Annotated in this window: 16 protein-coding genes; 13 read left to right on the top strand and 3 right to left on the bottom strand. The window is 36.7% G+C overall.

The window, feature by feature from the left end; genetic code table 11:
* The first annotated feature begins 239 nt into the window (after positions 1-239).
* On the top strand, positions 240-464 hold the full coding sequence (locus tag QWY86_RS11220) for a hypothetical protein (protein ID WP_290242090.1): 225 nt from the start codon (positions 240-242) through the stop codon (positions 462-464).
* A gap of 38 nt (positions 465-502) precedes the next feature.
* Here QWY86_RS11220 and QWY86_RS11215 read toward each other — a convergent pair whose 3' ends face one another.
* Complete coding sequence (locus QWY86_RS11215) at positions 503-2,107, bottom strand: SulP family inorganic anion transporter (RefSeq protein ID WP_290242088.1); 1,605 nt, start codon at positions 2,105-2,107, stop codon at positions 503-505.
* A 118-nt stretch (positions 2,108-2,225) separates the two neighbouring features.
* Positions 2,226-2,570, bottom strand: a complete 345-nt coding sequence (locus QWY86_RS11210) for a hypothetical protein (protein WP_290242087.1) — start codon at positions 2,568-2,570, stop codon at positions 2,226-2,228.
* A gap of 296 nt (positions 2,571-2,866) precedes the next feature.
* On the opposite strand from QWY86_RS11210, the gene QWY86_RS11205 reads away from it, so the two are divergent.
* The 12 genes from QWY86_RS11205 to QWY86_RS11150 all read left to right on the top strand — a co-directional run bounded on the left by QWY86_RS11205 (position 2,867) and on the right by QWY86_RS11150 (position 16,109).
* Entirely contained in the window at positions 2,867-4,408 is a 1,542-nt protein-coding gene (locus QWY86_RS11205; RefSeq protein ID WP_290242084.1) for an acyl-CoA carboxylase subunit beta, read from the top strand.
* A gap of 163 nt (positions 4,409-4,571) precedes the next feature.
* Positions 4,572-5,735, top strand: a complete 1,164-nt coding sequence (locus QWY86_RS11200) for an MFS transporter (protein ID WP_290242082.1) — start codon at positions 4,572-4,574, stop codon at positions 5,733-5,735.
* 6 nt (positions 5,736-5,741) lie between these two features.
* The gene (locus QWY86_RS11195; RefSeq protein ID WP_290242080.1) at positions 5,742-6,326 is read left to right on the top strand and encodes a hypothetical protein; all 585 of its coding nucleotides are present in this window, start codon (positions 5,742-5,744) and stop codon (positions 6,324-6,326) included.
* Positions 6,326-6,733, top strand: coding sequence for a GNAT family N-acetyltransferase (locus QWY86_RS11190; RefSeq protein WP_290242077.1), 408 nt, complete (start codon positions 6,326-6,328; stop codon positions 6,731-6,733). Before QWY86_RS11195 ends, QWY86_RS11190 begins: the two co-directional genes overlap by 1 nt.
* Positions 6,734-6,852: 119 nt before the next feature.
* Positions 6,853-7,968 (top strand): M42 family metallopeptidase, encoded by a 1,116-nt coding sequence (locus QWY86_RS11185; RefSeq protein ID WP_290242075.1) that lies wholly within the window; start codon positions 6,853-6,855, stop codon positions 7,966-7,968.
* A gap of 112 nt (positions 7,969-8,080) precedes the next feature.
* Positions 8,081-8,548, top strand: coding sequence for a hypothetical protein (locus tag QWY86_RS11180; RefSeq protein WP_290242073.1), 468 nt, complete (start codon positions 8,081-8,083; stop codon positions 8,546-8,548).
* Between the two features lie 2 nt (positions 8,549-8,550).
* Positions 8,551-8,967: a DUF1801 domain-containing protein gene (locus tag QWY86_RS11175; RefSeq protein ID WP_290242071.1), complete on the top strand. Its 417-nt coding sequence runs from the start codon at positions 8,551-8,553 to the stop codon at positions 8,965-8,967.
* A gap of 108 nt (positions 8,968-9,075) precedes the next feature.
* Positions 9,076-11,493 (top strand): alpha/beta hydrolase family protein, encoded by a 2,418-nt coding sequence (locus tag QWY86_RS11170; protein WP_290242069.1) that lies wholly within the window; start codon positions 9,076-9,078, stop codon positions 11,491-11,493.
* Positions 11,494-11,628: 135 nt separating this feature from the next.
* Positions 11,629-12,504 (top strand): J domain-containing protein, encoded by an 876-nt coding sequence (locus QWY86_RS11165; protein ID WP_290242067.1) that lies wholly within the window; start codon positions 11,629-11,631, stop codon positions 12,502-12,504.
* A 412-nt stretch (positions 12,505-12,916) separates the two neighbouring features.
* The gene (locus QWY86_RS11160) at positions 12,917-14,491 is read left to right on the top strand and encodes a helicase HerA-like domain-containing protein (protein ID WP_290242066.1); all 1,575 of its coding nucleotides are present in this window, start codon (positions 12,917-12,919) and stop codon (positions 14,489-14,491) included.
* 10 nt (positions 14,492-14,501) lie between these two features.
* Positions 14,502-15,158, top strand: coding sequence for a hypothetical protein (locus tag QWY86_RS11155; RefSeq protein WP_290242063.1), 657 nt, complete (start codon positions 14,502-14,504; stop codon positions 15,156-15,158).
* Between the two features lie 51 nt (positions 15,159-15,209).
* On the top strand, positions 15,210-16,109 hold the full coding sequence (locus QWY86_RS11150; protein ID WP_290242061.1) for a nucleotidyltransferase family protein: 900 nt from the start codon (positions 15,210-15,212) through the stop codon (positions 16,107-16,109).
* A 373-nt stretch (positions 16,110-16,482) separates the two neighbouring features.
* Here the strand turns inward: QWY86_RS11150 and dnaK are convergent, their stop codons facing one another.
* Positions 16,483-18,387, bottom strand: coding sequence for a molecular chaperone DnaK (gene dnaK / locus QWY86_RS11145; protein ID WP_290242059.1), 1,905 nt, complete (start codon positions 18,385-18,387; stop codon positions 16,483-16,485).
* Positions 18,388-18,836 lie beyond the last annotated feature (449 nt).

The following is an 18,836-nucleotide window of genomic DNA, read 5'->3' as shown; positions in this document are numbered from 1 at the left end:
GGTGCAACAACCCTAATAATTGGTCTCAAGAAATTCTATAACATCTATCTAGGATTCGAAATCCAAAAGGATGTGGGTACACGGTAGGGTAGTAGCGGCAGCCCCGAAACGCAATGAGGGCTACAGCGGATAACGGGACTAAAGCACCCAAGAATTATGGTCCCTTCATTTCCAAAAACCTATCAATTTTAAAACTAATAGTGGTTTTTTGATGTTCTTTATGAACAAAACTTCAAATCATGGACAATCAAAAAGAGAATAAGGCAGAGAAAAGCAATTTACCAGAACAGCTGGTTCCAAGCCACCATAGCAATAAAAATAGTGATAAAAACAAGGTAAAATCTGAAGCTGGTCATTTGGCAAAAGATTTTGGTAAAGGTGATTTCGGTTCAGAAGAAGCCAGAGAAGATGCTGAAAAAGGAAATAAAGGTGAGGCCGGCAATATGCCAAATACTGAAAAATAAAAAAGTCCCGATTAGTTTCGGGACTTAAATTTTAACGATTACTTATTTATATCATCAATAATATTGTTGTTTAATTTTGGCACTGTGTAATGCTTCTTAATATTTTCCAGTGTTACAATTATCCCCTTCGTATAGGCATTGTGCTTATAATTAAAAATCGTTTCCAAAACATCAGGATCGATGTACCGGGCATTTGTACCATCAATTATTACATTCGTTTCCCTTGGTACATTATTTAAAACCACCTGTATTGCAGCTTTATTTAGAAAGGAAACTTCTTCGGCAAGTTTTATTCTTATGTTTTTCTTATCGCCCTCCTTTGTAATTCTGTAGAAGAATGGATTGCGCATATTTGTACGCAACAAATAAAAGATAGAAACCAGCATACCAACGGCAACACCTTTTAATAAATCGGTAAATAAAACCGCCAGAATAGTTACAACGAAGGGTATAAATTGATCCCAACCCTTATGATACATGTGTTTAAACAAACCAATTCTGGTTAGCTTGTAACCAGTAACCAAAAGTATTGCCGCTAAACAAGATAAGGGAATCATATTGATTACCTGAGGAATAAACAGTAAAGAAAGTAGTAGCCAGGTGCCATGAAATATTGCAGACATTTTGGTTCTACCACCTGCATTTACGTTAGCTGAACTGCGAACGATAACGGATGTCATAGGCAATCCGCCAATCATACCGCTGGTAATATTGCCAATACCTTGAGCAATTAACTCTCTGTTTGTTGGCGTTACACGCTTTATCGGATCGATTTTATCTACAGCTTCAATACTTAAAAGTGTTTCCAGACTGGCCACAACCGCTATTGTTAAGGCAACTATATAAACATTTTTATTGGCAAGCTGAGCAAAATCAGGCATTCTAAATAGTCCAATTAAGCCATCCAAGCCACTAACAACCGGAATTTTAACCATTTGATCGGCTCTTAAAGGGGTATTTGTTCCTGCAAAAATTAATGTACCAACGATACCAATTATTACCACAATTAATGGCGCCGGAATGATTGCAAGCTGCCTAACTTTAGGCCAGAAAATTAAAATCAGTATAGATAGTACACTGATTACGACCGCGGCTAAACTGAAGTGCCCCAATGCAGCAGATATTGCAGAGAAAGTATTTTCATGATCTTGTTGAAAGAAACCTTCATCGCCACTAAAATCTGTATCTACACCTAATGCATGCGGTAATTGTTTAAGGATTAAGATTAAGCCGATGGCAGCCAACATACCTTCTATTACACTAGATGGGAAATAATTACCGATGGTGCCCGCTTTAATAAAGCCTAAAATAACTTGAAAAACGCCTGCAAGCACAACCGCTAACAAAAACGTTGGATAACTACCCAGAGAAGTAATGGCACCCAAAACGATTACCGTTAATCCTGCAGCCGGACCACTAACACTTAGTTGAGAACCGCTACAAGATGCGACAACAATTCCACCAATTATCCCGGTGATTAAACCCGCAAACAAAGGGGCGCCACTGGCAAGTGCAATACCTAAACAGAGTGGCAACGCCACCAAAAAAACTACAATACTCGATGGAAGGTCCTTCTTTAAATTCTTTGCAAGAAAATATTTCTTTACATCCGAACCTGAAAAGGCCGGGTTAAACTTTTGCATAACGATATGATTATCTGGTAAATTTTAACGAATAAATCGCGATTGGCAAACAAAACAATTTCAGCAAATGATACATCTGCATAAAATGTTATTTTAATTAAAATTGCCTTGAAATGGATTAAATAAAGTTTGGTGGTGGTGTTGGTACCGTTGGATGAAACGGCTCTACATATCTTTTAAAATGCTCGATAAAACTGCTTTTAAGAAAGAAATGACCTGAAGAAAATTCGTAAGATAGAATTGGATGGTTAAGCTCAACTACTTTAAAATCGGTAAATTTGGCGGTATCTTTTGCTGCATCCTTCCCGCCATCATGCTCTAACTCAATTTGCATAATAACTGCTTTCATAATTTCACGGTCGATACAAGTATAAAACACTGGCGCACCAGAAATACCCATCTTTGCAATAAAGATGAGCATAAAGGTTGATACAATGATATATTTATATTTCCTTAAAAACATTTAAACAGTTTCTAATCTTATTTTAATCTCGTGCTTGCAAAAATAATCGGATTATTGACTTTTCAATACAACAGGTTGTAAAAAAAATGTAATGTAGCCAAATCGTTATTACAAAATACACAAAATCAACTAATTAACACTTAAATAAATATACAAATAATAAAACCTTCAAGCATTACAATTGCTAATATCAATTTAATGTATAAATCTTATTTTCGGATTTGCTATAATAATCACCTCACTAAACCTTGTTTTCCCAATACTAATTTTTAATTTTAAAACCTATAGAACCGAATATGGATAAGAAAATTGCTTTACTTCAGGAAAAGATTAACAAAGCCAATCTTGGTGGCGGACAAGAAAGAATTGATGCGCAGCACAAAAAGGGCAAGTTAACGGCCCGTGAACGCGTTCACTTTTTAATGGACGAAGGCAGTTTTGAAGAAATTGGCATGTTGGTTACACACCGCAGTACCGATTTCGGAATGGAGCGAGAAAAATATTTGGGTGACGGTGTGATAACCGGATACGGAATGGTTAACGGTCGATTAACATATGTTTTTTCTCAGGATTTTACAGTTTTTGGAGGCTCTTTATCTGAAACGCATGCTGAAAAAATTTGTAAGCTAATGGATATGGCGATGAAAAACGGTGCGCCATTAATCGGCTTAAATGATAGCGGTGGTGCCCGAATACAGGAAGGTGTGGTTTCTTTAGGTGGCTATGCCGATATTTTCTATAAAAATGTTCAGGCATCAGGTGTTATTCCACAATTATCGGCAATTATGGGGCCTTGTGCAGGTGGTGCAGTGTATTCGCCTGCAATAACCGATTTCATTTTGATGGTAGAACAAACTTCTTACATGTTTGTAACCGGACCAAATGTGGTTAAAACGGTAACGCATGAGGTGGTTACCTCAGAAGAATTAGGTGGTGCCAATACACATGCAACTAAATCTGGTGTTACACATTTTGCCTGTGCAAACGAGATTGAGGCTATTAATCACGTTAAAAAATTATTGGCTTTTATGCCGCAAAACTGTGAGGAAACACCAGAAAGCATTGCTTACGAACAAGAAGATGAAAGCAGGCCAGGGCTAAATACTTTTATGCCTCAAAATGCTTCACAACCTTATGATATCAGAGAAATTATTTCTTCAGTTGCCGATGCAGATAGCTTTTTGGAAGTGCACAAAGATTTTGCTGAAAATATTGTTGTCGGCTTTGCTCGTTTAGCTGGCAGAAGTATTGGTATTGTGGCCAATCAACCCGCCTACTTAGCCGGTGTTTTAGATAGCAATTCATCAACTAAGGCTGCTCGTTTTGTTCGCTTCTGCGATTGCTTTAACATTCCGTTATTGGTTTTTGAAGATGTTCCGGGTTTTCTTCCAGGCACAGATCAAGAGTGGAATGGCATCATCACCAATGGTGCAAAATTACTTTATGCCTTTAGCGAAGCTACTGTTCCACGCATTACGGTTATCACCAGAAAAGCTTATGGTGGCGCCTACGACGTAATGAACAGTAAGCATATCGGTGCTGATATGAATTACGCATGGCCAAGCGCAGAAATTGCAGTAATGGGCGCAAAAGGCGCTGCGGAAATCATCTTTAAAAAAGAAATATCTGCTGCAGAAAACCCTGAAGAGAAATGGCTGGAAAAAGAAAAACTATATTCAGATATTTTTGCGAATCCATACAGAGCAGCTGAAAGAGGCTTTATTGATGAGGTTATCGAACCATCTCAAACCCGTATTAAGTTGATAAAAGCTTTCAAAATGTTAGAAAACAAAGTGGTAAATAACCCGAGAAAAAAACACGGAAATATACCTTTGTAGGGATGAAAGATGGATGATGGAATTGGGAAATGGGAGAAGGAAAAAAACATCAGCAATTTTTCATAAGCCATTTACATTTTTAAGGGTGGAGCGGTGTGATGGAAGAAAACATTCTTCATATCCCATCATCCATCATCTATAAAAACATCGTACATATCACCCCATGTTAAAACGTATAGATATTCTTTTAATGGCCTTTTGCACGGGCTTAATTGTTGCAAACATTTATTATTGCCAACCGCTTGTTATTTTAATTGCAAAAGATTTTAACCTAACAGAAAGCGTAGCCGGCCGCATTACTTACTTAACACAAATCGGTTATGCCTTAGGATTATTTCTTTTAGTGCCTTTGGGTGATATGTTTGAGCGTAAGAAACAAATCTTAATCATAACCGGAATGGCAATTGTAGCGCTTTTATCGGCGGCTGTTGCCAAAAGTTTTTTGTTATTAGAAGTTGCAAGTGTTCTCATCGGAACCTGTTCTATCGTTCCCCAGTTGATATTACCACTGGCAGCCAATTTAAGCACCGATGAAAACCGTGGTGCAAATATTGGTTCGATAATGAGTGGTTTGTTGGTTGGTATTTTAGCATCGAGGGCTGTAAGCGGTAGTATTGGCTTTTGGCTCGGTTGGCGGGCAATGTATTATATTGCCGCAGCAATTTGTGCCTTGCTGATAATATTAATGGCGAAACGCTTTCCGCAAAGTATTCCATCCTTTAAAGGGAATTATAAGCAATTAATGGGTTCGATGTTTAGCTACATTAAAAAACAACCTGTTCTTCGGGAAACCTCCATTATTAATTTTCTGGCCTTTGCAATTATCAGCGCATTCTGGACTACGATGGTGTTATTTCTCGCTAATCCACCTTTTAGTTTTCAAACCTTACAGATAGGGTTATTTGGCATTGCAGGCGCAGCCGGTGCTTTGGCGGCGCCATTGGTTGGCAAGTTAAGCGATGGTAATAATCCTCGTAAAAATCTGATGATTGGGTTCATACTACAAATTGTAAGTGTTGCATTATTCTACTTTACCGAAAATCACTTATATTTATTTGTAATCGGAATTGTACTGATAGATATTGGTCAGCAAGCCATACACGTAACCAATCAGACCAGAATTTACACCTTAATTCCAGAAGCCAGGAACAGGCTAAATACGATATTTATGTCGGTTAGTTTTATTGGTGCAAGCTGTGGTTCTGCGTTAGGTTTATGGTTGTGGGATTTAGGTGGTTGGAGTTTGTTTTGCTATGGCATGGCTGCAATCATCTTACTAAATATTTTAATTTACAAATTCTACGGAAGCAAAAAATTCACTAACTAATTATTAATGAAATCTAAAACGGCACTCAAAACATTCTTAATCATCATCCATTTATTCCTTTTCACAAAAGCATCGGCACAAGATTCTGTAAAAACAACTGTCGAAATAAAATCTCTGAACAAATTTAAAGCCTACCTTTTGGGCACAGGATTAGAAAGGGAGCAAAAAATATCAAAGCAATCAAGTTTATTTTTTGGCGCTGCCATTGAGGTTGTTGCACCTTTCCACCCGAAGCAACCAAGAAATGCCAGCGATGTTTTGGGGATTGATTACCTTGTTAATTTTGCTCCGGTTTTATCAATCGGGTATAAAAATTACTACAATTTTGCCGAAAGAAAAAAAGCACTAAAAATTGTAGAAAACAATAGTGCCACTTATTACGGCCTGGAGTACAACTTAATTACACCTATTTTAATAAACAAAAGATATGCGACAAACTTTGTCCATTCCTTTTCACCAATATGGGGATTTCAGAATAATATAATGGAAAATGTAAATACAGAATTGGCAATAGGGCCATCCTTCCAAACAGATTTTAATAAGTACAGAGTCTCCCTCTTGTTAAGGTTTGGATTTAGTTATTTGTTGTAATGGTTGTTGTAGAGCAAATCTTCCCATCGCTAACCTGGCGCATCCGGCATGAAAGTATGTATCCTGATGCTCCTTTTGATTTGGTTAAGCTGGAAGATGATTTTGAGGGCATACATTTTGGCTTATATGCCGAGCATAAACTTACGGGAGTGGTTTCATTATTTAATGAAGATGATATTTACCAGTTTCGCAAATTGGCAGTACTTACAAATGACCAGAAAAAAGGTTATGGCACAGTTTTGATGAATTATTTGATAGATTTTTGTAAAATTCAAAAAGCTTCGAGGCTTTGGTGTAATGCTCGTGTAAACGCTACCGAATTTTATTCTAAATTTGGATTCCTTGAAACAGATAATCTATTTTCAAAAAATGGAAATGATTATGTTGTTATGGAATTGAAATTTTAGGTTGTAGATTTACGAAATACGATTTAAAGAAACACAGATTCAAATGAATAAAATTAGGTTTCAGAATTTGTTTGGCTCATGCCATTCTAAAATCGTAAATCTAAAATCATAAATACAATATGGCAAAGAAAAAAGAAGACGAAAAGAAAAAACACGTTGCTGTTGTAACCAAAAAATCGTTACAATTTTTAGAAGAATATATTAATAATCCTGCACCTACAGGTTATGAGTGGGAAGGACAAAAACTATGGTTAAATTATTTAAAACCGTATATTGATGAACATTTCGTAGATAACTATGGTACAGCGGTTGGTGTTATTAATCCAAAGGCTGAATATAAAGTAGTTATAGAAGCACACGCTGATGAAATTTCATGGTATGTTAATTACATTACAAATGATGGTTTAATATACGTTATCCGCAATGGTGGTTCTGACCATCAGATTGCGCCATCAAAACGCGTAAATATCCATACCGAAAAAGGATTGGTAAAGGCAGTTTTCGGCTGGCCGGCAATTCATACCCGTCATGGCGAAAAGGAACAAGCGCCTGAACTTAAAAACATCTTTTTAGATTGCGGTTGTACATCAAAAGAAGAAGTTGAAAAATTAGGCATTCACGTTGGCTGCGTAATTACTTACGAAGACGAATTTATGATTTTAAACGACCGTTATTATGTTGGTCGTGCTTTAGATAACCGTGTCGGTGGTTTTATGATTGCCGAAGTGGCTCGTTTATTAAAAGAAAACAAGAAAAAACTTCCGTTCGGTTTATACATCGTAAACTCTGTACAAGAAGAAATTGGTTTACGTGGCGCAGAAATGATTGCACAACGCATTAAGCCAAACGTTGCAATTGTAACAGATGTAACCCACGATACCACTACGCCGATGATTAATAAAAACACGCAAGGCGATTTATCAGCAGGTAAAGGTCCGGTGGTTTCTTATGCACCTGCGGTTCAAACCAACTTAAATAAATTATTAATTAAAACGGCCGAGAAAAACGATATTCCGTTTCAGCGCCAGGCTTCATCACGTTCTACCGGAACGGATACTGATGCTTTTGCCTACTCGAATGGTGGTGTACCTTCGGCATTAATTTCTTTGCCATTGCGCTACATGCACACTACGGTAGAAATGGTTCATAAAGAAGATGTTGATAATGTAATCAGCTTAATTTATGAAAGCTTGCTAAATATTAAAGACGGACAAGATTTTAGAGAATTTAAGTAGATTTAAACGTCAAAATATCTTAGGCTTGAAGTTAATTCTTCGAGCCTTTTTTTAACCTATTAAATAAAATCATTTCTGTATCTTAATTGAAGATAAACGCTAACAAATCTATATGCATTACAACAACAAAATACCATCAGTTCTTGTCTTAATCATTATTTTATTTACCTCAATTTCTGCAAAAATTGAGCCTACTAAAATTAAAAAGGATGAAACCTGCGACAATGTGATTAAATATTATATCAAGAGCGGCAGAGAAAATAATAAAGAGTTTTTAGTAAAGGCTGAAATCACAGTTAATCCGATAAACCTGATAACTGTTAATTTAGAAATGCCAAATGAGCCAAAATCGAAATACGATATTATTCTTGATTCTTTTGATTGCAATTTGAATACCGATCTAACTAAGGGTTCTGCTTTGTATAAGGGATATATTAAACACGAAAACGGAGATGCAACTAGTTCAGTTTTGAAAATCTCCAGAGATGAAAAAGGGAAATTAACAATTTCAAATGCCGACCCTTTGCAAACCAGCGATTTAATATTGTATGTTGATAAATGGGAGGTTTTTAAAAATTAAGTATGGCTCAGAATAAAACAACAGAAAACGAGCATAGTGTTACCGAATTTCTTAATAAGATAGAAAGCGAAACTAAACGCGATGATGCCTTTGAATTGGTTAAGATATTTGAAGAAATTTCATCATTTAAAGCCAAAATGTGGGGAACCGCAATAATTGGTTTTGGCGCTTATCATTATAAATATGAGAGTGGCAGAGAAGGTGACGCTCCAATCGTTGGCTTTTCGCCGAGAAAAGACGCTTTAGCACTTTATCTATCCTCAGAATTTCCACAGCGTAAAGAACTACTATTACATTTTGGCAAACATAAAACGGGTAAAGCCTGCATCTACATTAAGAAACTTAGTGATGTAAATTTAGATATCTTAAAAAAGATGATTGAAAACTCGCTAATTGATACTGGAGAAAGACGTTGCTAACGACTTATTAACCTATAAAAATGTAAATTAGCGGTTACGGAACAAGGGCTTATTTATTAAATTCGCATATTTGATTATTCAACCGAATAAACTTAACTAACCCTAATTATGATAAAAAAACTACACCTCTATTTTCTAATAGCAGGCGCATGTGTTTCTTTAAATACTGCTGCGCAGGATGCAGTAAGCTACCAAACACCGCCAAAAGAAATTGCCGATTTATTGCTTGCGAAACCAACCCCAGGAGTAAGCATTGATGACAAAGCAGAATGGATTTTATTCAGCGAGAGAAATTCTTATCCATCGGTAGAAGAGTTAGCAATGCCAGAATATCGCATTGCTGGTATGCGTTTAAACCCGAACAACTACGCTCCCAGCCGCCAGAATTACATTAACAACTTCTCTGTTAAAAATATTAAAACTGATAAAACTTTCCCGATAACAGGTTTGCCTACTCCATTATACGCGGGTAACATTAGCTGGAATCCATCACAAAATAAAATCGCCTTTACCAATACCACTCAAAAGGGTGTTGATTTATACATCATTGATTTAGCCACTAAAAAGGCAACCAAAACAAACAAAGCATTTTTAAATACGGTTTTAGGCAGCGGCTTAACCTGGTTAAACGATAATACAATTGTTTACAGAGCCGTTACTAAACCAGCAAGCGCAGCTCCGGTAAAACCATTAATGCCAAAAGGCCCGACTGTTCAGCAAAACTTAGGTAAAGCGGCACCAAGTCCAACTTACCAGGATTTAATTAAATCGCCTTTTGATGAGCAACTTTTTGAGTTTTACGGCACTTCACAACTGGTTAAAAATACTGCGGGTGTTGAAACACCTATTGGCAAACCAGCAATTTACAGTACAGTAAGTTTATCTCCAGACAAAACCTTTATGTTGGTAGAAACCATCCGTAAACCATTTTCATATCTGGTTACGGCAGGCGGTTTTCCATCAACCATGACGATTACAGATTTGACCGGAAAAGCAGTTAAGGTTTTGGCAGAGCTTCCATCTTCAGAAGGTACACCATCGGGTTATGACAATACGCAGAATATACCTCGCGGCTTCAGCTGGAGAGATGATGAACCTGCAACAATTACCTGGGCTAAACCATTAGATAGCGGTTTAATTAAGAAGAATGTTCCTTTTCATGATGCGGTTTATGCCTTAAGTGCACCTTTTACCGGAGCAGAAAAAGAGCTTTTCAAAACTCAAACTCGTTATCGTGGTGTACAATGGGGTAATGCCAATTTAGCTTTAGTTATGGAAGGTTTGCGTAGTAAGCAAACCAATAAAGTAAGCATTTACAATCCATCAACAGGAAAAATTGAAGAGCTTTACACCCGTAACCAAACTGATGCTTATGGCAACCCAGGTTCGCCGGTTACAACTAAAAATAAATACGGTCGTTCGGTAATTCATTTAGTTGATAACGGCACCAAATTATTGATGAACAATGTTGTTGGTTCATCAGAAAAAGGCGATTTACCATTTCTTGCGAAGTTTGATTTAGCGACAAAAAAGAATGAAATTATTTGGCGCAGCGCAGAGGGAACTTATGAATTTGTAAGTGATGTTATAGATCCTGATAAACTTATTTTATTAACGCGTAAGGAAAGTCAGAAATTAGTTCCAAACTATTACATTAAAAATTTAGTATTACGCATGGCGGATAGACCGGTGACTTCTTTCGGCAATCCTTATCCTTCGTTAGATGGTATTACTAAAGAAAAAATCTCTTACAAACGTGCCGATGGTGTAGATTTAACCGGAGACTTATATTTACCAAAAGGCTATAACAAAGAAAAAGACGGACCACTACCTGCAGTAATCTGGGCTTATCCTCGTGAGTTTAATTCTGCAACTGATGCCGCTCAAATTCGTGGTTCAAAAGATAGGTTTACTGCAATTTCATGGGGTTCACCAATTTATTGGGTAACCCGCGGTTATGCTGTTTTAGATAATGCTGAAATGCCAATTGTTGCTAAGGATGGTAAAAAACCTAACGATACTTTTGTTGATCAATTAAGTTTAAATGCCGAAGCTGCAATTAACAAACTATCAGATTTAGGCGTTGGCGATAGAAAACGTATGGCCGTTGGCGGACATAGCTATGGCGCATTTATGACTGCAAACTTATTGGCGCACACCAATTTATTTGCTGCTGGAATTGCAAGAAGTGGCGCTTACAACCGTACATTAACACCATTCGGCTTCCAAAACGAGGATAGAACTTATTGGCAAGCACCTCAGATGTACTATGAAATGAGTCCGTTTAGCTACGCTGATAAAATCAAAACACCGCTTCTATTAATTCACGGTGATTCTGATGATAACACCGGAACCTACCCTATTAACAGTGAGCGTTTGTTTGCTGCCATTAAAGGTTTGGGCGGTACGGTTCGATTTGTTTTCATGCCTTTTGAAGCACACGGCTATCGTGGTAAAGAAAATATTCTTCACGTACTTTGGGAGCAAGACCAATGGCTTGAGAAATATGTAAAGAACAAGAAATAAGATTTCATTTTGAAACTGCTAAAAGCCCCGAAAAAATCGGGGCTTTTATTTTTTGTGCGGCAGCCATCTTTTAATTCTAATCCTTATTTTTACAATCCGAATTAAAACCATTCAATAAAAATCGTTTCCATAACTATGGCTTATATAGATTACTATAAAGTTCTCGAGATTAATAAAACCGCTACAGCAGATGAAATAAAAAAAGCTTATCGGAAATTGGCACGAAAATACCATCCTGATGTTAATGCAGATAATGATGAAGCGAAAAAGAAATTCCAACAAATTAATGAGGCGAATGAGGTTTTAAGCGACCCTGACAAAAGAAAAAAGTACGACCAATACGGAGAAAACTGGCAACATGCAGATGCTTTTGGTGGTAAGCAACGCCAGCAATCTCAAAGTCGAGGCAGAGGTGGTTTTTCGGGTTTTGGTGATGGAGATTTTTCTGATTTCTTTTCATCCATGTTTGGTGGCGGAGGTTCAAGAAGTAGTTCGCGTTCTCCATTTAAGGGGCAGGATTACACATCAGACTTAAATTTAAACTTGCTTGATGCTTACACAACACATAAGCAAACACTAACAGTTAATGGCAAACAAGTTCGTATTACTATTCCGGCAGGAGTAGAAAACGGACAAAAAATTAAATTGCCTGGTTATGGTGCACCTGGTCCTAATCATGGTCCGGCAGGAGATTTATTTATATCCTTTAACATTGCTGAGCATCCAAAATTTAAGCGTAAAGGCAACGACATTTACATTGATGAACAAATAGATTTATACACCGCAATATTGGGTGGAGAGAAGATTGTGGAAACCTTAAGTGGAAAAGTAAAACTTAATATCCCGGCAGGTACACAACCTGATACAAACTTACGCTTGAAAGGCAAAGGTTTCCCTGTTTATAAAAAGGAGAATCATTTTGGCGATTTGTACATTAAATGGCAGATTAAAATTCCAAAAAATTTAAGTACTGAACAGCGAGAACTATTTGAGCGGCTATCAAAACTTTAAACAATACGAATTATGATTTAAAAAAATCTTCTTCGATTAACGTCTGTCGGTAGTATAAATAATAGACTTGTCTTGGGTGGACATGCTTCTTTCTTTATGGCATCAAAAAGAAACAAAAACTGCCGGCTGAATCCCGAAACTTCGGGATGTTAGGCCGATAATGGAGAGAACGAAGAATTTGTGCTTTGGCTTAGCAAAAACATTCGTATTAACTAAAAAAATTAAATTCCAAAAAATTTAAGTACTGAACAGCGAGAATTATTTGAGCGGCTATCAAAACTGTAGTTGGTTAAATACCTAAACCAAGGCAATTGTTGTTTGGCACTGTGGAAATGATTTTATAATTAGCGCTAATAAAAAAAACATTATTTTAATATTAGTTTACTAAATTGGTGCTCATAAAATTATTACAATGAGTGAATCCTCTTCGAAGTTTATAGAAAAAATAAAAGCATCTTACGCTCCACAAGGTTCTTACATTTACCTTGGTGCTGGTATTTTAGATGGACAGGTATATGGTGAAGCCGAGGTTAATTTATCATTAAAAATGATGAATAGACACGGTTTAATTGCCGGCGCAACCGGTACTGGTAAAACCAGAACTTTACAATTGTTAGCCGAACAACTTTCTGATGCCGGAGTTCCGGTTTTTATGCTTGATGTTAAAGGCGATTTATCGGGCTTAAATCAAGCTGGGAGTGTAAACCCGAAGATTGAAGAGAGGGCTAAACAGTTAAATAAGACATTTACACCAACAGGTTTTCCGATAGAAGTTTATTCCCTTTCGGGCAAATTAGGTGCGCAAATGCGTGCAACAGTTTTAGAATTTGGGCCAACGCTTTTATCAAAAGTTTTAGATTTAAACGATACGCAAAGTGGCGTAATGGCTGTAATCTTTAAATACGCTGACGATAACAAAATGCCTGTTATCGATTTAAATGACCTTAAGAAATTACTTTCATACCTTAGTGAAGGTGCTGGAGCCAAAGAAATAAAAGAAAGTTACGGCAGCATTTCTACAGCAACATCTGGTACAATACTTCGAAAAATAGTTGCAATTGAGCAGCAAGGTTTGGCCGGAATGTTTGGTGAGAAATCTTTCGATGCCGATGATTTGTTTGAACGTGTAGATGGCAAAGGCGTTATTAGCCTTTTAAATATTGCTGATGTTCAAAATCAACCTGTTTTATACTCTACCTTTCTGTTAAGTTTACTAGCCGAATTATTTAATACATTACCAGAGGTTGGCGATTTGGATAAGCCAAAATTGGTTTTCTTTTTTGATGAAGCACACTTACTTTTCAATAACTCATCAAAAACGTTTTTAGAACAAATTGAAACCATAATTCGCTTAATACGTTCGAAAGGTGTTGGCGTATTTTTCTGTACACAGGCACCAACGGATATCCCGGAAAGTGTTTTGGGGCAATTGGGTAACCGCGTTCAACATGCTTTAAGAGCTTTTACACCAAATGATGTTGATGCATTAAAGAAAACCGTTAATACTTATCCTAAATCAGATTTTTATCAAATTGATAAAGTTTTAACTTCTTTAGGAACCGGACAAGCTTTGGTTACAGTTCTAAATGAAAAAGGTATCCCAACTGAGGTTTCGGCAACCATGCTTACACCGCCAAGAGCGGTAATGGGACCCCTTACTTCTGCAGATTTTGATAAATTGGTGAACGCAAGTCCAATGTATGGCAAGTATAAAGATACTATCGATCCGGAAAGTGCTTATGATATTCTGACAAAAAGAATTAATGAACAAATTGCGGCAGATGCACAGGTTAAACAAGAGGCTGAAGCAAAGAAACAGGAAGAGATAGAAAGCAAACCAAAGCCTGGCGAAAAAAGTATAATAGAAAAAGTTATGGGTGCCACAATTACCCGTCAAATAGGAAAAGAAATTGTTCGCGGCTTATTCGGAATGCTAACAGGAAAGAAAACACGTACCAAAAGTGGTGGTGGATTATTTGGATTTTAAACTTCTAACCATGAAAAACTTACTTTTTCTGATTCTTTTTTTATCGTTTGGTGCTAAAGCTCAGTATGAAATTCTTCCTTTTGGTGATGTTATCAGAACGCCTATAAAGGAAAAGAAATATACAGATGTTGAAGGTACGCCATATTTAATAGAAAAATGGTCGAAAGGAAAAGTAACGTTAAAAAATGGCAAACGTTACCAGTACGATTCGTTAAGATATGACTTAATGGATGATAAATTGGTTTTTGTTGATGCCGGTAAGATGATGCATTTTGCAGAACCTGTGGCAGAATTTGAGATTAATAACCCCAAAAATGGTAGCACTTTAATTTTTAAGAATGGATTTCCAGCTGTAGATGCATTAAACTCGTCATCATTTTTTCAAATCATCTGTAATGGTAAAATAGGTTTGTACAAAAAATTTAATAAATCTATAACCGAATCAAAACAATATGGCTCTGCAGTAGTTAATAAAACATTTAACACAACGTATAGCTATTATTCATATAAAAACGGAATTTTTAGTAAAATTGTACCAAATAAGAAATCAATTTTCGCTTTATTTGAAGATAAAGAAAATCAGTTGAATGAATATTTAAAAAATCATAAACCTGACTATAAAAACGATAGCGACTTAGAACAAATTTTTAATTACTTAAATAAATAAATCAAACGCCCTATCTAATCGAAAAACTGATTAGAACAATTAATTAACAATATGAAACCTACCTTATTAATATTGGCTGCCGGGATGGCAAGCCGTTACGGAAGCATGAAACAAATTGATGGTTTTGGTCCTAATGGAGAAACCATTATTGATTATTCTATTTACGATGCAATTAAAGCCGGATTTGGCAAAGTTGTATTCATCATAAAAGAAGAATTTGTAGAAAATTTTAAATCTATTTTCGAGCCAAAGCTAAATGGAAAAATTGAAACGGATTACGTTTTTCAAAATTTCGATTTAAAGCAATTTGGTATAGAAGAAGAAATTTACAGAGAAAAACCTTGGGGGACTGCTCATGCAATTTTATCTGGCAGAAAAGTAGTTAAAGAACCTTTTTGCGTAATCAATGCTGATGATTATTATGGTTTTGACGCCTTTAAAAAAATGGTCGATTTCTTAAACGATGAGGCTTCTGATAGTAATTTTTCAATTATCGGTTACGAAATTGGCAAAACACTCTCTGAGTTTGGCGCTGTTTCTCGTGGCGTTTGTAAAGTAGATGCTTCTGGTAATTTAGAAGAAATTATTGAACGTACTAAAGTATATCCAAAAGATGGTAAAATTTATTACGAAGAAGATGGTGAAGAATTTCCATTAGATTTTGAAACACCTGTTTCGATGAATTTCTGGGGCTTTACGCCTGCTGTTTTCAACATTACTGAAAAGTTATTCGTTGAGTTTGCAATGGCTAATAAAGATAAACCTAAAGCAGAATTTTTTATTCCACTGATTGGCGAAAACTTAGTTAAAAGTGGTGAAGCTACGTTTAAAGTTGTGCCAACTTCAAACAAATGGTTTGGCGTAACGTATAAAGAAGATAAGCCATATGTTCAAGATAGTATTGACCAGTTGGTTAAAAACGGAACCTACCCAGAGAAACTTTGGAATTAATATTTCCTGATTATATAGAAAAGGTTCAGTTTAATAAGCTGAACCTTTTCTTTTGCGTTATGATTTCCCCAAAAGCTATAGTTTGCTAATCATAAACCCGACAGCAGCGAGCATCCCGAATTTCTCGGGATAAAGCGAATGGCGGGGCTGCTATTACCGAAAAGCATAGAACCATTCGTTTTCAAATAAAAAGAGCGGTCGTCATTGCAAGGTAAGATGCAATCCTACAATTATCGCTATATAAGTCAAAGTCACAGTAAGATTGCTTCGTGTCTTGCAATAGCGTGTGTAAAACAAAAAAAGCATCCCTGAACTTAATCAGGAATGCTTTTAATTGTTCTATATCTTCGGTCTTCCAACCTCCGACTAAAAACTATTTTTCTTCTTTTACTTCTTCGAAATCAACATCAGTAACGTTATCGCCACCTTGAGGCTGACCATCAGCTTGTGGTTGTTCACCACCGCCTTGAGGTTGCTCACCGGCTTTGTACATTTCTTCTGAAGCTGCATTCCAAGCATTTTGCAATTCAGCTTGTGCTGCATCAATATCTGCAAAATTACGAGCTGCATGTGCTGCTTTTAATTTTTCTAAACCAGCTTCGATTGGCGCTTTTTTATCAGCAGATAATTTCTCACCAAACTCTTTTAATTGTTTCTCAGTTGAGAAAATTAAAGCATCAGCACCGTTAATTTTTTCGATTTCTTCTTTTGCTTTTGCATCAGCTTCTGCGTTAGCTTCAGCTTCTTGTTTCATTTTCTGAATTTCTTCATCAGTTAAACCAGAAGATGCTTCGATACGGATTTTTTGCTCTTTACCAGTAGCTTTATCTTTTGCACTTACGTGTAAAATACCGTTGGCATCAATATCAAAAGATACTTCTACCTGAGGCACACCACGAGGTGCTGGTGGAATACCATCTAAAATGAAACGACCAATTGTACGGTTTTGGTTAGCCATTGGGCGTTCACCTTGTAAAATGTGGATTTCAACAGACGGCTGGTTATCAGCAGCAGTTGAGAATGTTTCAGATTTTTTAGTTGGGATAGTTGTGTTCGACTCGATTAATTTGGTCATTACACCACCCATAGTTTCGATACCTAATGATAAAGGCGTGACGTCTAACAACAATACATCTTTTACATCACCAGTTAATACACCACCTTGAATAGCAGCACCAATAGCTACAACCTCATCAGGGTTAACACCTTTACTCGGCTCTTTACCGAAGAAAGCTTTAACCGCATCCTGAATTGCAGGAATACGAGTTGAACCACCAACTAAGATAATTTCATCGATATCGCTTGTGCTTAAACCAGCATTTTTCAAAGCAGATTTACAAGGGTCGATAGTACGTTTGATTAAGCTATCAGCCAATTGCTCAAATTTAGCACGGGTTAAAGTGCGCACTAAGTGTTTAGGACCGCTAGCATCAGCAGTAATGTATGGTAAGTTAATTTCAGTAGAAGTTGTGCTCGATAACTCAATTTTAGCTTTCTCAGCAGCTTCTTTTAAACGTTGTAAAGCCATTGGGTCTTTAGAAAGATCCATGCTGTTTTCGCTTTTAAACTCATCTGTTAACCAATCGATAATTACATGGTCAAAATCATCACCACCTAAGTGTGTATCACCATCGGTAGATTTTACTTCAAAAACACCATCACCTAATTCTAAAACAGAAACATCATGTGTACCACCACCGCAGTCAAACACAACAATTTTCATGTCTTTGTGCGCTTTATCTAAACCATAAGCTAAAGCTGCAGCAGTTGGTTCGTTAATAATACGTTTAACCTGTAAACCAGCAATTTCACCAGCCTCTTTAGTAGCCTGACGTTGCGCATCGTTAAAGTATGCAGGCACAGTAATAACCGCTTCTGTAACTTCTTGTCCTAAGAAATCTTCGGCAGTTTTTTTCATTTTCTGCAAGATCATTGCAGAGATTTCTTGTGGAGTATATTTTCTATCGTCGATTTCAACACGTGGCGTGTTGTTATCGCCTTTAATAACTTTATAAGGTACGCGACCAGCTTCTTTAGCACTTTCGTCGTAGCTGTTACCCATAAAGCGTTTTACTGAATAAATCGTTTTTGTTGGGTTAGTTATAGCCTGACGTTTAGCCGGCTCGCCAACTTTACGTTCACCGTTTTCTGCAAAAGCAACAATAGACGGTGTAGTACGTTTACCCTCACTGTTCGCAATAACTACAGGCTCATTGCCCTCCATTACGCTCACGCAAGAGTTGGTTGTTCCTAAGTCTATTCCAATAATTTTTCCCATTGTATTTTGTATTTTCTCTTTTTAAGTATTAATTCTACACCTATTAAACAATGCCTGTGCCAATTGGTTTTTGGCAGAAAATATGGTTAAAAAACTGATAAAATGTAAAAATTATTCTGAATTGATACTGACAGCATGACAGAAAAAGATGGAATGTAAGATGTTCCGATGTGCGATAGAATTGATGGGTTTACAAAAGACTTGAAAATGAAAGCCAGATATACTTTGGGAGCACCCGCCCCGTGCCAAAGGCACTCCTTTGGAGCTGGTCACTTTATCCCGAGAAATTCGGGATGCCCGCTATCATCGGGTTTATAATGAAAGTTCGTGGCTTTTGGCAAAAAAACCTAACTAGAGTATAAACAAAAACCACCCCCAATCCCTCCTTGAAAATAAGGAGGGGAGTTCCGTTCAGATGCAGTAACTTCAAAAATCCTTAATGGTTTATA

Origin of the sequence: Pedobacter aquatilis (assembly GCF_030409415.1) — a bacterium.
Classification (GTDB): Bacteria; Bacteroidota; Bacteroidia; order Sphingobacteriales; family Sphingobacteriaceae; genus Pedobacter; species Pedobacter aquatilis.
This window is presented reverse-complemented; position numbering and strand designations above follow the sequence as displayed.

Bases quoted from the DNA above. Each gene is read 5' to 3' on its own strand.
- QWY86_RS11220 (WP_290242090.1), top strand. From the start codon at position 240: ATGGACAATCAAAAAGAGAATAAGGCAGAGAAAAGCAATTTACCAGAA.
- QWY86_RS11215 (WP_290242088.1), bottom strand. From the start codon at position 2,107: ATGCAAAAGTTTAACCCGGCCTTTTCAGGTTCGGATGTAAAGAAATAT.
- QWY86_RS11210 (WP_290242087.1), bottom strand. From the start codon at position 2,570: ATGTTTTTAAGGAAATATAAATATATCATTGTATCAACCTTTATGCTC.
- QWY86_RS11205 (WP_290242084.1), top strand. From the start codon at position 2,867: ATGGATAAGAAAATTGCTTTACTTCAGGAAAAGATTAACAAAGCCAAT.
- QWY86_RS11200 (WP_290242082.1), top strand. From the start codon at position 4,572: ATGTTAAAACGTATAGATATTCTTTTAATGGCCTTTTGCACGGGCTTA.
- QWY86_RS11195 (WP_290242080.1), top strand. From the start codon at position 5,742: ATGAAATCTAAAACGGCACTCAAAACATTCTTAATCATCATCCATTTA.
- QWY86_RS11190 (WP_290242077.1), top strand. From the start codon at position 6,326: ATGGTTGTTGTAGAGCAAATCTTCCCATCGCTAACCTGGCGCATCCGG.
- QWY86_RS11185 (WP_290242075.1), top strand. From the start codon at position 6,853: ATGGCAAAGAAAAAAGAAGACGAAAAGAAAAAACACGTTGCTGTTGTA.
- QWY86_RS11180 (WP_290242073.1), top strand. From the start codon at position 8,081: ATGCATTACAACAACAAAATACCATCAGTTCTTGTCTTAATCATTATT.
- QWY86_RS11175 (WP_290242071.1), top strand. From the start codon at position 8,551: ATGGCTCAGAATAAAACAACAGAAAACGAGCATAGTGTTACCGAATTT.
- QWY86_RS11170 (WP_290242069.1), top strand. From the start codon at position 9,076: ATGATAAAAAAACTACACCTCTATTTTCTAATAGCAGGCGCATGTGTT.
- QWY86_RS11165 (WP_290242067.1), top strand. From the start codon at position 11,629: ATGGCTTATATAGATTACTATAAAGTTCTCGAGATTAATAAAACCGCT.
- QWY86_RS11160 (WP_290242066.1), top strand. From the start codon at position 12,917: ATGAGTGAATCCTCTTCGAAGTTTATAGAAAAAATAAAAGCATCTTAC.
- QWY86_RS11155 (WP_290242063.1), top strand. From the start codon at position 14,502: ATGAAAAACTTACTTTTTCTGATTCTTTTTTTATCGTTTGGTGCTAAA.
- QWY86_RS11150 (WP_290242061.1), top strand. From the start codon at position 15,210: ATGAAACCTACCTTATTAATATTGGCTGCCGGGATGGCAAGCCGTTAC.
- dnaK (WP_290242059.1), bottom strand. From the start codon at position 18,387: ATGGGAAAAATTATTGGAATAGACTTAGGAACAACCAACTCTTGCGTG.